Below are 14244 nucleotides of genomic sequence, written 5' to 3' on the forward strand. Positions count from 1 at the left end.
CTTCTAGCATATAAGAGAGTGTGTTTTTTTATAATTTTTTCTATAATCTCTTAAAGAATAATTATTCACGGATAAAAGCTTATTTGGCGGTATATTGATGGGATGCCCCCTAATATTATGAATATTTATTCATTATCGAACTTTGTCGACTTTGCTCGAAAAGTATAAATGAAAATAATGTTTTGACATAGTCATAAAGTCTAGTTATACTATGTATAAATTATATTAAATAGTCTGAAAAAAGAAAAGATTTGGACTCTTTCAACTATTTTTTGGAAATTTTATGAGTTCAACGGGGGAGGATATTACAATGGAAAATCGACCGCAATGGGGGACAAGGGCAGGATTTATTATGGCAGCGGTTGGATCGGCCATCGGATTGGGAAACATATGGCGCTTTCCGGCAGTTGCCTATGACAATGGAGGAGGAGCTTTCTTTTTACCTTACTTATTTGCTCTTCTGACAGCAGGTATCCCACTATTGATACTTGAGTTCACACTAGGTCATAAGTATCGTGGATCTGCTCCGCTTTCTTATGCTAGATTAAGCAAAAAGTTTGAATGGCTCGGATGGTGGCAGGTTGCAATAGCATTTGTTATATCCACTTATTATGCCGTCATTATCGCATGGGCTATGTCTTACTCTGTATTCTCTTTAAAATTAAGTTGGGGAGACGACACAGTAGGATTCCTGGTAGAGGATTATCTTCAATTAGCAGCTCCGGGTGAATTCGGAAGCTTGGTGCCTTCTGTTCTTATACCATTAATACTAGTTTGGGTCATAACATTAGGGGTTCTATTCAAAGGAATCAAAAAGGGAATTGAAGTAGCGAACAAAATCTTCATTCCAACATTGGTAGTACTATTCCTGATCATTGTTGTGCGCGCTTTGATGCTTGACGGTGCAGTGGAAGGCTTGAACGCTTTCTTTAAGCCGAATTGGGACGTTCTGACAAGCGGTAAGGTATGGGTGGCAGCCTATGGACAGATTTTCTTCAGTTTATCCATTGCTTTTGCCATCATGGTAACCTACTCAAGTTACCTTCCGAAAAAGTCCGATATTACAAACAACGCCTTTATTACGGGCTTCAGTAACTCAGGATTTGAGCTATTGGCTGGTATCGGGGTATTCAGTATTTTAGGTTTCATGGCGATGCAGCAGGGTGTAGGTGTGGATGAAGTTGTTAAAGGCGGAGTCGGGCTTGCGTTTATGGTATTCCCGCAGGTTATCAACGAGTTCCCCGCTTTCAACCAATTTTTCGGATTCCTTTTCTTCACTTCGTTGGTACTAGCAGGATTAACGTCCTTGATTTCCATCGTGGAAACCTTTGTTGCAGGGGTACAGGATAAATTCAACATCTCCCGTACAAAAGCGGTACTTTTTGGTGGAGGACTTTCCGCTGTCCTATCTTTATTCTTTGCGACTCAAGGCGGTTTGAACCTACTGGACGTAGCGGACTACTTCATCAACCAATTCGGGGTAGCACTTGCAGGTCTTGTTCAAGTTATCGTTGTAGTTTGGATTGTAAGACAACTAAAGCCTCTTCAAGACCATGCCAATATGGTTTCTGATATCAAATTGACAGGATTCCTTGGATCATGGTGGAAGATTTCCTTAGCATTCATCACACCTTTGGTTCTAGGTTACATGATGTTCGATCTAATCCGTACAAACATTGCGGAAGTGTATGGAGCGGAAGATAGCGGATATTCTCGCTTGTTCACCATTCAGTACGGCTGGATTGTTGCTTTGGGAGCGATCTTGATAGGAATCGTATTCTCCTTATTGAAATGGAAAAAAGCTGAGGTAGTTTTACCATCTTCCTCTTCTAAGGAGGTCAATAAATAATGGAAACTAGTGCAGTTGTCATGATGATAGTGGGTATTGTGGTCATCTGGGGTGGAATGGGTGGCAGTATCTACTGGGCAGTAAAAAAATCTAAAGAACAAAAAGAAGTGCAGAACTAAAAAATGAAAGCTGTTGGCAATTTCATCCGCCAGCAGCTTTTTTCTGTTCATCTTTTTCTCCGGTCCACTCGTTCCCATGATTTCAAATGCGGAAACGGATCAAAAGACCATTCTGTATACCCATTATCCTTGTACATACCGTAATGCAGATGCGGAGGGAATTTCCCTGCTGTTCCAGGTGGTCCATAGCCGGAACTGCCGACGGAACCAATCATCTGCCCGGGTTCTACCACTTGTCCCACTTCCAGGTCCTTCGCAAAGCCGTTCAGATGGGCAAAATAATGATAGGTATTATTGATGTCCCGGATTCCGAGGCGCCACCCTCCGAATTTATTCCATCCCTTGATTTCGATGATTCCATAACAGGTGGAGCGAACCGGAACGCCGTAGCTTGCAAAAATATCCGTTCCCTCATGCATTCTTCTGCCACCCCAGCCCCTGGCATCCCCCCAAGTATTCTTATAGCTGAAATTGGATCGGATCGGCAGAGGGAAAGCATGTTTATCAAGCTTCAGCGTTTGATAAGTTTGATACAATTTCAGATGACCCATGATAAGACCAACAGTTTTGTCTCTTTGATAGTAATCCCATAATGCAATTTTAAGGTTTTCTTTATCTGTTCCGTAGGATTGGAGATAGGTGGCGAAAGTATAAAGGACATCCTCATCATTGGTGGAATCGGCTATGCCATCACCATTTCCATCCTGGCCGACTCCACTGAAAAACTGAATGCGGCTAGGGTTCGTATCTTTTGGATTCGGATTCAACGGTCCAGCCCAAATTTCCGGTTTATAGTAGATGCCGATGACACCTGAAGATTTTGGAATATCTCTTCTGGCACGCCTTACATTGCGCTCGTATTGATCGACGGCTGCAAAGTAGTGCCAGGGTATTTGTGTGATGGATTGCATTTTTGTATATAACTCATTTCTCTTTTCGTAAATCTGCTCGTCCGTCATATTCTCAAGTGTTGTGGCGGATGCTGGGTCAGGTAAATATCCTATTAATAAAATGCAACATAGAAATAAACGTATCACTGGGGGTTTCTCCTTTCCAATCATGTTAAAAGACCTTCATTACTTTCTTGTCTACTGTTAGTTTGGTGTTTTTTTCATAATTAATAAATACTAATTCATGGAAGTGGATTGTTGGAAGCTTTTGCACTTGTGTAATGGAAGGATGTTTGGTAAAGTGACATGGTAGAAACATGTCATTTTCCCTATGGGTTTAATAAGGATATCTGTCGTCTTTGGAATAATAAGACAATTTGGAGTTGATCATATGGCAAAAAAAGAAGACTACATAAGAAAACCTGATTGGCTAAAAATTAAGCTGAATACTAATGAAAATTATACCGGCTTGAAGAAGCTGATGAGAGAACGTAATTTGAATACAGTGTGTGAAGAGGCAAAATGCCCGAATATCCATGAATGTTGGGCTGTAAGACGTACAGCAACCTTCATGATCCTTGGAGCCGTATGTACACGTGCATGCCGTTTCTGTGCAGTGAAAACAGGATTGCCAACGGAGCTTGACACACAAGAGCCGGAACGCGTAGCAGAATCCGTAAAGCTGATGAACCTGAAGCATGCGGTAATCACTGCAGTTGCCCGTGATGACTTGAAAGATGGTGGGGCAGCAATCTTTGCTGAAACAGTAAGAGCGGTTCGACGTGAAAACCCATTCACGACGATTGAAGTGCTTCCATCAGATATGGGTGGGGTGTATGAAAACCTCAAAATGCTCATGGATGCAAAGCCTGATATTCTGAATCACAATATCGAGACAGTGCGTTCCTTAACGCCTAGAGTTCGTGCGAGAGCAACCTATGACCGTTCCCTGGAATTCCTGAAGCGTGCAAAAGAAATGCAGCCGGAGATTCCAACCAAATCAAGTTTGATGATTGGACTTGGAGAAACGAAAGAAGAAATTATTGAAACAATGGATGATCTCCGTGCCAATAATGTGGATATTATGACAATCGGACAATATCTGCAGCCATCCAAAAAGCACATCAAGGTGCAGAAATACTACCATCCGGATGAGTTTGAAGAATTGCGCCAAATTGCCATGACAAAAGGATTCAGCCATGTAGAAGCTGGACCTCTTGTACGCTCTTCCTACCATGCGGATGAGCAGGTCAATGAAGCGGCCAAAGCAAGACAAGCTCAAGCATAATAAAAAGGGTCAGGCCGATATTAGGGGCCTGACCCTTTTCACTTTTATTGGTTGTTCCTCATTTTTCTCACATGCTCACTGTATTCCTGTTCGAGGTCCTCGTTCCTTTCGCCTTTACCTTCCCCATTGGCATTTTCGCCTTTGGTCAAATCCTTACCTTGGGGAGATTCGAGCATGGTATCGATTGTACTTTCAAGAATCTTATCGATGTTAGGGCTCGACACAGTCAATGTACGGAATCGTTCTATGTCGGCAATCATCTGTGGATTGTCTGAAACATAGACATGATAGAAACGTGGAACAAAGGATAATCCTGTTTTGCTTACTTGGTCTGCTATCTGTTCTCTGTCCTCGCCACTTGTTTTATAGGCGATAAGCACCTCTTCATCTGTCACAAGAGTCGCAACATCGTCAATCTCTGGAAGCTGTACCACCATTTTTGAAATGATATTGGCCAATTCCTCATAATCGACTGCTGCGATATTCTCATTGTAGCGTTGTGAATTTTTCACAGGTGAAGCCTGCTCGCGGACAAATCCAAATTTTTCATGATCTTCCGAGCGGCCGTTTCGGACGTCATACAATTCATACCTGTCATGATGACCAGTATTCATCGGATTGCCATCTCTATCGGTATATCCGCTTCGGGCCTGTCGTTCTTCAGGCGTCGTATCGAATTGGCAGGCAGTTGTAAGTGCAGCGGATAAGCCTAAAACAGCAATTAGCTTAAGCGACTTGTTCAATGGTAACACCCCCTTATCTATAGCATGACCTTTAAGAAATATTTTTGTCTTAGAAATTGATGGAGAATGGTCTATAATGTAAGTAAGAGAAGAAATGGAGGATCGGAAAATGATTTGTATAGGGAACCATTGCTATGAATTGATTGAAGAGGAAAGAAATGGGTTCAATGAAGAAGCGTTCAAAGGCAGATACATTGAGGTCCTGAATAAATACGATTATATTGTAGGGGATTGGGGCTACAATCAACTCCGCCTGCGTGGATTCTTTGAGGATCAGAACCAGAAGTCCACACATGATACAAAAATCAGTACACTCCCGGATTATATACTGGAGTATTGTAATTTCGGCTGTGCTTTCTTTGTATTGAAAAAAGTGAAAAAGGCATGAGAAAATAAAAGCCCGACAGCAGATAATATTCTGATGTCCGGGCTTTTATTATTAGTGCTCTGTTAAGCGCCGCTGTTGATTTCCGCACTAGGCAGAGCGACCCGCGAGGCTTGCGTGAGCCTCCTCGGCTTCGCCTGTGGGGTCTCCACTAAACGCCATCTCCCGGATGAGTCTCCGCTTTTTCTCCAAGCAACCGCTATAATACACAAAGACAATCTTTTTGTTTTACACAGCCATCATGAATGCTTATTGTCTGCTGGCTCTTCCTTCTGGTCCGGATGATCGTGTGTCGGATGTGCCCCGGGATATTTCCTTGGTAGGTCGTCATGCAGGGATTTATTTTCATAATTAAATGCACTGTAATAACGCTGGCCCTCTTCCCAGGGAGTACTCTTATTTTCAACAGGAGTATTCTTCCCTCGGGGTGAGCCATAAGGTCCTTCAGGCAGCGTCTCAGGAATCAAATAGTTGTGTGAGTTTTCCACATTTGTAAAATCACTGTATTGTTCCTTGTCTTTTTTACTCAAGTCCATCATCCCTTTTCATGAGGTTTTTCTTAGCTTTACCAACATGGAAGGGATTATGATGACTAAACTACTTCGTACAAGAAAGACCGTAATTCCTCGGCTTCGTCTTCTGGCAGCTGGTAGGCATGCTCGATATAACCGGGCTCATCGAGGTCATCACTGCCGATAATCGCGAAACGGTTGCTCTGAATGTTAAGGACAAGGCTTTTGCCGTAATAGCGGTCCGATTTGACAATAGCAAGATCAAAGCGTGTATGTTCCCCCATGAAGCTTACAAAACGTGTTTTGGTTTCCACCATATCATCATATAGAAAAAATCTATCTGCCATCATTGCTTCCTCCTAAATGTAACGATTGTTATACTTTTTTTAGTATAACAAATACAAACGCTTTCTTGTTATAAGTTATTTCTTATTCTGCTTTTGAAAATGGGACAATTTTCTTATTTTTTATGATAAAATAAGAAAAAACACCAGAAGTATTCAACGATGGAAGAAGGGAGCCAATCAATGGGGCGAAGCTGGAATCACATACAGAACTTCTATAGAAAAAAAGGCTCACATCTTGTTAAATTCGTGCTTCCATCCAAATATTTACGTTACTATCCGCCCGTTTACATCCTTAGAAACCCGATTGAAGAGCGTGTCAAATATACGTTGAAGAAAGGCTTTCAAGTAGCAGTCATTTCTTTTTATTTTCATAGCCTCGATCAGATCATCACGAAAGTGGGGAGACGTAAGTTTATACGTTGCCGCGAAATTGTAAAGGCAAGACTTCAAAAGGCAGTAGACCAGATATTTCCCAGCGACCAAATCGTGTGTTTGCATGACCAATATAGCGATGGGATTTCTTTATTGATTCGAGTGGACGAGCATGCTTACAGCACTGCAGATCTAGCAGAAAAGCTAAGTCTTGTTAAGAGAGCAATGGAACAGAAGCGCTATCGACTGTTGGACAATAAAAACCTGATGCTCGAATATGGTTATGTGTTTCTCCAGCCAGATCGCTACTCCTTGTCTGAATGTATGCTTCGTGCGCATCTTCTGGCCATGGCGATGGCAGAAAAACAGGATAAGCTGCAATATCATCAGCTCTTATTTACCATGAATCAGATAATCGCTTTTAAGAAAATCACTTTATTGGCACAACCGATTATCGATGTATCGAATGGTGGAATCAAAGCGTGGGAGCTGCTGACCCGTGGACCTAAACAATCGCAGATGGAAAGTCCCCTGCAGCTGTTCTCCATTGCCAAGCAAACGAACACTTTATTTGATTTGGAAATGATTATTCTCGAGAAAGCTTTTCAGCTTATAGAACAATGTCAGATGAAAGAGGCAGTTTTTATCAATTTCACCCCTACCACCTTAAATGAAGTAGAGCTGCTTGAAGAAGTGCAAGCTCTTATGAGAAAATATCCGGAGATAAATCCAAAGAATATTGCGATTGAAATAACCGAACAGGACTCTACGGAGGGATTGATGCAATTTGAGGAAAATATTGCTGCCTTAAGGAAATTGGGCTTTCAGATTGCGGTGGATGATACGGGTGCAGGATATGCCAGCTTACATACCATAAGCCGAATCATGCCAGACATCATCAAGATTGACCGATCTGTCATAAAGGATATCGATACAAGCCTTGTCAAAGAGAAAATGCTGCAGGGACTTCTCATGATTGCCAATGAAACGGGCTCTGTTGTAGTAGCCGAAGGCATTGAAAAGCAGGAGGAAGTGCACATACTATCGAAGCATAAAGTTGACATGGCGCAAGGTTATTTCTATGCAAAGCCTAAGCTTCTCCATCCAATCACATAAAAATTTCAGCATAAAGGGGATGTTTGTATGTACTTTGTCGACCGAGAAAAGATGGAAAAAACACTTGCTTATATAGAAGAGAGTATGACAATTTTTTCCAATCACCCAACATGGGATACACCAGTGGAGCTTAAAGCTCTTGAACGGATAATGGTGTCTGTAATCGAAGGGATATTGGACGTGGGAAACGCGATGATAGATGGATTTATCATGCGCGATCCTGGCAGCTATGAGGATATCATAGATATTCTCGAGGATGAAAAGGTGGTTTCCAAATCCTTGGCTGAACAGTTGAAAGTGCTCGTTCGATTGCGCAAGGTGCTTGTTCAGGAATACCTAGACATTGATCATCAGGACTTAAAGAATAAGCTATCCAAAGGGAAAGACGCGGTAATGTCCTTCTGTCCATCTGTCCGTCATTACCTGGAAAATGAACTCGGGCCGGTTTCAGCTTTTAAGAAATAATCATTTCATATTGATGTTGGAGCAGGCGAGTCGGCTGAAAGGTCGATTCGCTTGTTTTTGTGTTTGAGCACCGCTGTGGATTTCCCCAAAGGATGCGCTTTCCGCGGGGCGTTAATGGAGCCTCCTCGGCTTCGCCTGCGGGGTCTCCACTAAACGCCACCTCCCGCAGGAGTCTTCGCTTATTGCTCCAATCCACAGCTAGCAAGGTAGAGGTACATTCTACTCTAATCTTTACCAGTGACCCTATATAGAGATTTACACCAGAGAAAGGAAGATATAGTGTAGATGTGTTACCGCGGCCCCTGTTGATTGGAGTGCAAGGTGTGAGACACCTCGAAAATGCAAGCATTTTCTTCGTGCGATGTATCGCTGCCGAAGCCTTCCTTGTCCTGCGGGAGATAGCGGTAGACTTGAGACCCCGCAGGAGGCTCAAGCACCGCAGCGATCGCTGCCAACTGGAACCGAAATCAACATGGAGTAAATTGAACACACACTTACTTTCAGGATAGCCCTGTTTAATAAAAAGTCCAACAGAACGGGCACACTATTTTATTAAATGGATGGATTATGCTAACATGAACTAGTCAATCAACCATCATGATAATAAATGGAGCGTGAAATAGATGAAAAAATACCAAGGTTACCTAATCGATTTAGACGGGACGATGTATCGCGGGAAAGAGAAGATAGAAGAAGCGAGCGATTTTGTTCAGCATCTTTACGACAAGAAAATACCGTACTTGTTTGTAACAAATAATTCCTCCAGAACACCTCAGCAGGTGGCACAAAAGCTGAGAGACTTCGGAATTCCCACTTTGGATGAACAGGTCTTCACCACCAGCAATGCAACTGCCAACTACATATATGAGTATAAGGCAGATGCAAAAATCTATGTAATCGGGGAAGAGGGTATTCGCACAGCACTGACTGAAAAAGGATTTGAGCTTGTTGAAGAACATGCTGATGTCGTGGTAACCGGTATCGACCGCACCATATCCTATGAGAAGCTGGCACTAGGAGCAATTAATATCCGTAACGGTGCAAGATTCATCTCCACTAATGGAGATATTGCAATCCCAACCGAACGTGGCTTGCTTCCTGGTAATGGATCCTTGACTTCGGTGTTGACGGTTTCCACCGAAACCCAGCCTACCTTCATTGGGAAGCCTGAAAAAGTAATCATGGAGCAGGCTTTGAAGGTACTAGGAATTGCTCCGGAAGAAACGCTGATGGTCGGAGACAACTATCATACAGATATTAAAGCCGGCATGAATGCAGGAATGGATACGCTTCTTGTTCATACAGGCGTGACCACAAAAGCTCATCTGGAAACATATCAGGAGAAACCGACGTATACTGTCGATTCCTTAAAAGATTGGATTCAATATTTATAAAAAATACTGGCGTCCCCATTCAAAAGGGAACGCCAGTATTTTTGTTATTCCGTATTCGCTGCACGGTGTGCCAAACGGCTTGATGCTGCAGCGGCGATTGCCCCTACAATGTCATCCAGAAATGTATGCACCTTGCCTGAGCTCTTGTCATTTAAGGTTCCGAGTATCCCAGGCTTTTGCTTATCAATATAGCCGTAGTTGGTAAAGCCGATGGAACCATAGACATTTACAATGGACAAAGCCAATACTTCATCCACTCCATATAATCCCTCATCCTGCTGAAGGATTCGTAAAAGAGGCTCTTGAATCTGTCCCTGTTCCGCAAGTATATCCAGTTCAATTCCCGTCAATATGGTATTTTGGACTTCACGCTTGGCAAGCACTCGATCGATATTTTCCAGGCATTCCGATTTCTCCAGAGCGGGATGGTATTTTGATTGCAGAAAATAAACGAGATCTGCAATGTCATCCATGGTAACTCCACGTTCTTCCAAGAGTTTTCTAGCCTTTCTTTCTACTTCATCCATTTCCTTGAAATTCTTCATGCGCTCACCCATCTTTTATAATATAGTGAAAATTATTTTTTTTAGAAGAATCACTCTTAAGAGAAAATGATTACCCCTATACAGTACCCTCATTCATTTGATTCTTATACATAATTGCCTAGAAAGGAAAACTTATACTTTTTAGGGAATCCTTACGTGAAATAAAACAACTTAACAAGTTTTCTTTCTTATTCTCATATATTTAGGTTATGAGAGAGAAGGAGGGAGCAAAAGTTGAAGCAGATAATCTATGAACAATATGAATTGAGGATGGAAAGAAAACAAAAAGTACGACACTATGATGCTTTCTGGGCGAATCGAGTGATGTACATTTTAGTGCCGGTTGGTCATCTTGAGGAGGCCGAGATAGAAGAGCTGCAAAAGCTGAGTGAGTATATGATACGCACCCATCAGGATATATATGTTAGTTCTTTTGTGAAAAATAAAAGTGAATCCTACACAACGGAAATAGAAGGCAGGAAAATGGCACTATTCCGCATGCCTTATGATTATAGCTCCAGAAAACTGGTTGTTGGAAAGGAACTTGCACTCTTTCATTTAAACGCCAGAAGCTTCCCCGCAAAAGTAACGTCCATCAATCGTATCGGGCAATGGAAAAGCCTTTGGGTAAAGCGGATTGATCAGATGGAACTCTTTTTCCGCGAAAAAGTAAGAAGCAATCCGGTTGATCTCTTTGATACGTTGTTTGTTGAATCCTTTCCCTATTATATGGGTCTGACAGAGAATGCCATTCAATATTTGGTGGATACGGAGCTTGATGATAGTCCGATGATAAATGATGCAGCCACCTTGTGTCACCACAGGTTCACCAACTTGACCTGGCAGCAGTCCAAATGGATGAAGCTCCCTACCGATTGGATATTTGACCATGCTGCACGAGATCTTTCCGAATGGATCCGGGCTGAATGCAGGAAGGGTCCTGACATGAATCCCGGTCATATTCAAACTTTCTTAAAAGACTATGAAAGAGTATCTCCCCTCTCCAGCTTTTCATGGAGGCTTCTGTATGCACGGCTTGTTTTCCCAATCCATTATTTCGAATGTGTAGAGGATTATTACACGAGCGGGCCAGTTGCGGATAAAAAATGGCATGAAGACCGGCTCCGAGGTATTCTCCAATCCTCTGACACGTATGAACAAGTGTTGGGAAATTTCTATGACCTGGCAGGTGTACCAGCCAAAACATACGGTATTCCTGTATTGGAATGGGTGAAAAAATAAAAGAGTAAAGTTGGTTATTTTTCTATATAGGTATGTAAGAATAGGGAAAACAGTGATAAAATACTTACTATTCACACCATTCATTCAACGTTTACTTAAAACAAGGAGTGTAGCAAATGTCCAAGCCGTATGTATTTATCACAAGAAAGATATCGGAGGAGGTACTTACTCCTCTGAAACAGATAGCTGATGTGCAAATGTGGAACAGTGAAAGCGAAGCAGTACCTAGGGAAGTGCTGTTGAAGGAAGCGGAAAATGCGGATGCGCTCTTGACGATGCTATCCGACTCTGTAGATGAGCAATTGCTAGAGAACGCACCTAACCTGAAGGTGGTCGCGAATTTGGCGGTCGGCTATGACAATATCAATTTGGAAGCGGCTGTACGGAACGAAGTCATCGTTTGCAATACACCGGATGTGCTGACCGAGACGACCGCAGATCTGACATTCGGACTTATGCTCTCAGCGGCAAGAAGATTGACTGAGGCACATCACTTTGTTAAAGAGGGGCAATGGCAAAGCTGGAGTCCCTATCTGCTTGCAGGAACCGACGTGCACCATAAAACAATCGGTATCGTTGGAATGGGAAGCATTGGGACTTCAGTCGCAAGAAGAGCAAAGGGGTTCGGGATGGAAATCCTTTATCACAACCGAAGCAGGCATGCTGCAGCGGAGAATGAACTCGGAGCAACGTATATGTCTTTTGAAGAATTGCTTGAGGGATCTGACTACGTGGTATGCTTGACACCCCTTACGGCAGACACGAAGCATCTCTTTGACGCAGATGCATTTAAGCGCATGAAGTCCTCCGCAATCTTCGTCAACGTAGGAAGAGGCCAGGTAGTGGATGAAGAAGCGCTGATTCACGCTTTGGAGCAGAAAGAAATAGCAGGAGCGGGTCTTGATGTTTTCTACAAGGAACCTATTGGAGCGGACCATCCGCTGCTCCAGTTCCCTCAGGTGGTTGCCCTGCCTCATATCGGAAGCGCAAGTGTGGAAACACGCACCACCATGATGGAACTATGCCGAGATAACATCATCGCTGTACTCGAAGGTAGAAAGGCGAAGAGTGTTGTGGGCGGGAAGTAAGAGAATATAGAAATGGGGCCTGACACTCGCCGCGTTAAAGCAATAACGCAGCGGGGGTCAGGCCCTTTTGCTGTTTAATTATGAATATCTTGAGTCAGAACCCGCCAGATCCACCCCCGCCTCCACCAGCGCCGGATCCCCCACCTGAACCTGCACCGCCCCCGCTGTCACCTGTTGTGCTTGCTGCTTTTCGGCTTGCGGAATGAAAGCTGGATGAGGTGGCATTCCCTATCAACAGTAGAGTGGTTACATCCATACCTGAGTAAGCAGGGCTGACTGGGTGCGATCTGTCCATTGGTATTTGGAAACCGGATACGAAGCTTTCATTTTTCTTTCTCATCGATTTTTCGTTAATACCGAGCGCATAGATGAAGGCGCGCATTTTCTGGTCCTCGGTCCAGGAGTCCCAGTCCTTTTGGGACAATGAGGGAAATCGTAGTTTTAACTGTCTCCATTCCAACATTATAATAAAGCCTTTGACCGTTTTTGGATGAAAGGCAATTGCATAGAGAATGGTTGCAAAGAACAATACAAGAGAGATGAAGAAAGCAGGAAACAAGTCATAGATTGGGAACAGAAATAAAAATGGGACAAGAAGGATACTGGAGAGTCCAACTGCAATTCTGTAACCCTCTTTTTTATCATAGAGTTCCTGTTCCTTCACTTCTTCTTTGATGGCCTGCGTCCACATGGATTGGTATTTAATGAATTCCGCATGATTCTTCTGATTTTTCATATAGCTGTTCAGGTCCCCGAGGCTGAATTCATTATGGGAACCCATTTTGTCAAAAAGCCAGGTGATAAGGATCATTTGATGCTTCAGGGGTACGTCACGCTCTATTGCAAGAAACCTCTCATTTGATAGCTTTTTTACATAACCGAGTCTTACCAGATCCAACAATGCGGCAGCAATAGCTTGGCCTGGCAGCTGGTGATGGGTGAACAGAATGGTGGCGGGCATGCTGAGCCGCTGCTCTGGTGTGCCTGAAAAGGATGCCATTTCCCTTTTCGCTGAGTTCCTGGTATTCCTTCCTTTTATCATCGCTGCAACGATAAGTAATCCCAATACGAATGAGAATAGTGGTAATAGAATATAGGTTGTAATCGAAAGAATCTCACGAACCTTTTCGTATTGCAGCGCCTTGTTAATTCCTTCCTCTTTTGCCGATACTATCTTTTCCTTCATCGGATCACTACCACTTAAAGGAGCGGAAGGGAAAAGTTGTGCATCATAGGCTACCCGGATATCACCGTTTTCATGGCTTGGCACATAGCCAAGCTCAAAGTGCACCTTTCCTTCCGAATCAAGCTTTTCTGTCCCAAACGCTTCGTCGTAGCCAAATGCGATAGCTTCACTTGCTGGAGAAGGCGGATAGACAGTTACGGAAAAACTTTCATAGTCGGATTCATTGCTCTCATCGAAAAAAGGCCAATAGAATTCCGCCACGTCAGGATAAACATCAACACCTTGCAAAATTTCGTACGTAATGAGAACTGTAAAAGTCTCCGAGTCTCCACCACGGTAAATGCGGTAAAGATTATCTTCCTGCTCCATTTTAAGCAACACTTCATTTTCTCTTGCCTCGAGATTTCTTATCTGAGTGCCTCTTTTTGGAATGATGGTCCTTGTGATACCGTTAAACTCTCCCTCAAACGTATACGTATGGGCTTCATAGACTTTTACATTTCCATTCTCCTGGAGGTAAGCATCTATTTGTACGTCATTGATCTGGAACTCCACTGCAAGAGCCTGAGTGGGAATCAATAGCAGACTAATTAATAAGAATGGGATTAAAAAGTAGTTGAATTTCATGTTCCTCCACCTCGTTTCTACTAGTTAATACGTCATCCGCGATAAAAGGTTTCATCCGGCATCACCTGTCTTTAAG

At 43.0% G+C, this 14244-nt stretch carries 15 protein-coding genes; 9 read left to right on the forward strand and 6 right to left on the reverse strand.

Going from position 1 to position 14244, the window contains the following annotated elements:
* Positions 1-310 precede the first annotated feature (310 nt).
* Both ACFVAD_RS14065 and ACFVAD_RS14070 read left to right on the forward strand, forming a co-directional pair.
* Positions 311-1849 (forward strand): sodium-dependent transporter, encoded by a 1539-nt coding sequence (locus ACFVAD_RS14065; protein WP_386641111.1) that lies wholly within the window; start codon positions 311-313, stop codon positions 1847-1849.
* Entirely contained in the window at positions 1849-1968 is a 120-nt protein-coding gene (locus tag ACFVAD_RS14070; RefSeq protein WP_386641114.1) for a methionine/alanine import family NSS transporter small subunit, read from the forward strand. Before ACFVAD_RS14065 ends, ACFVAD_RS14070 begins: the two co-directional genes overlap by 1 nt.
* Before the next feature lie 47 nt (positions 1969-2015).
* Here ACFVAD_RS14070 and ACFVAD_RS14075 read toward each other — a convergent pair whose 3' ends face one another.
* Positions 2016-3005, reverse strand: coding sequence for a M23 family metallopeptidase (locus tag ACFVAD_RS14075; protein WP_386641117.1), 990 nt, complete (start codon positions 3003-3005; stop codon positions 2016-2018).
* Positions 3006-3249: 244 nt separating this feature from the next.
* Here ACFVAD_RS14075 and lipA point away from each other — a divergent pair, with 244 nt between their 5' ends.
* Positions 3250-4146, forward strand: coding sequence for a lipoyl synthase (lipA, locus tag ACFVAD_RS14080; RefSeq protein ID WP_386641119.1), 897 nt, complete (start codon positions 3250-3252; stop codon positions 4144-4146).
* A 44-nt stretch (positions 4147-4190) separates the two neighbouring features.
* On the opposite strand, the gene ACFVAD_RS14085 is transcribed toward lipA, so the two are convergent.
* A complete protein-coding gene (locus tag ACFVAD_RS14085) occupies positions 4191-4889 on the reverse strand; it encodes a YhcN/YlaJ family sporulation lipoprotein (RefSeq protein ID WP_386641122.1) in 699 nt (232 codons plus the stop codon).
* A 109-nt stretch (positions 4890-4998) separates the two neighbouring features.
* On the opposite strand from ACFVAD_RS14085, the gene ACFVAD_RS14090 reads away from it, so the two are divergent.
* Complete coding sequence (locus ACFVAD_RS14090) at positions 4999-5277, forward strand: YutD family protein (protein WP_204418723.1); 279 nt, start codon at positions 4999-5001, stop codon at positions 5275-5277.
* A 236-nt stretch (positions 5278-5513) separates the two neighbouring features.
* Here the strand turns inward: ACFVAD_RS14090 and ACFVAD_RS14095 are convergent, their stop codons facing one another.
* Entirely contained in the window at positions 5514-5810 is a 297-nt protein-coding gene (locus tag ACFVAD_RS14095; protein WP_386641443.1) for a cytosolic protein, read from the reverse strand.
* Positions 5811-5866: 56 nt separating this feature from the next.
* Positions 5867-6133 carry a DUF3055 domain-containing protein gene (locus ACFVAD_RS14100; protein ID WP_386641446.1) on the reverse strand — a complete coding sequence of 89 codons (267 nt, stop codon included), beginning with the start codon at positions 6131-6133 and terminating at the stop codon, positions 5867-5869.
* A 159-nt stretch (positions 6134-6292) separates the two neighbouring features.
* On the opposite strand from ACFVAD_RS14100, the gene ACFVAD_RS14105 reads away from it, so the two are divergent.
* From ACFVAD_RS14105 to ACFVAD_RS14115, 3 genes are all read left to right on the forward strand, one after another.
* The gene (locus ACFVAD_RS14105) at positions 6293-7621 is read left to right on the forward strand and encodes an EAL domain-containing protein (RefSeq protein ID WP_386641126.1); all 1329 of its coding nucleotides are present in this window, start codon (positions 6293-6295) and stop codon (positions 7619-7621) included.
* A gap of 27 nt (positions 7622-7648) precedes the next feature.
* Positions 7649-8086, forward strand: a complete 438-nt coding sequence (locus ACFVAD_RS14110) for a DUF86 domain-containing protein (RefSeq protein ID WP_386641129.1) — start codon at positions 7649-7651, stop codon at positions 8084-8086.
* 623 nt (positions 8087-8709) lie between these two features.
* Positions 8710-9480, forward strand: coding sequence for a TIGR01457 family HAD-type hydrolase (locus tag ACFVAD_RS14115; protein ID WP_386641132.1), 771 nt, complete (start codon positions 8710-8712; stop codon positions 9478-9480).
* A 44-nt stretch (positions 9481-9524) separates the two neighbouring features.
* Here the strand turns inward: ACFVAD_RS14115 and ACFVAD_RS14120 are convergent, their stop codons facing one another.
* Positions 9525-10025: a phosphatidylglycerophosphatase A family protein gene (locus tag ACFVAD_RS14120; RefSeq protein ID WP_386641135.1), complete on the reverse strand. Its 501-nt coding sequence runs from the start codon at positions 10023-10025 to the stop codon at positions 9525-9527.
* A 234-nt stretch (positions 10026-10259) separates the two neighbouring features.
* Here ACFVAD_RS14120 and yutH point away from each other — a divergent pair, with 234 nt between their 5' ends.
* Entirely contained in the window at positions 10260-11267 is a 1008-nt protein-coding gene (gene yutH / locus ACFVAD_RS14125) for a spore coat putative kinase YutH (protein WP_386641138.1), read from the forward strand.
* Positions 11268-11383: 116 nt separating this feature from the next.
* A complete protein-coding gene (locus ACFVAD_RS14130; protein WP_386641141.1) occupies positions 11384-12355 on the forward strand; it encodes a 2-hydroxyacid dehydrogenase in 972 nt (323 codons plus the stop codon).
* 94 nt (positions 12356-12449) lie between these two features.
* On the opposite strand, the gene ACFVAD_RS14135 is transcribed toward ACFVAD_RS14130, so the two are convergent.
* Positions 12450-14168, reverse strand: coding sequence for a DUF2207 domain-containing protein (locus ACFVAD_RS14135; RefSeq protein WP_386641143.1), 1719 nt, complete (start codon positions 14166-14168; stop codon positions 12450-12452).
* Positions 14169-14244: the final 76 nt, after the last annotated feature.

It is taken from the genome of Sutcliffiella sp. NPDC057660 (genome assembly GCF_042800035.1).
GTDB lineage: Bacteria > Bacillota > Bacilli > Bacillales > Bacillaceae_I > Sutcliffiella_A.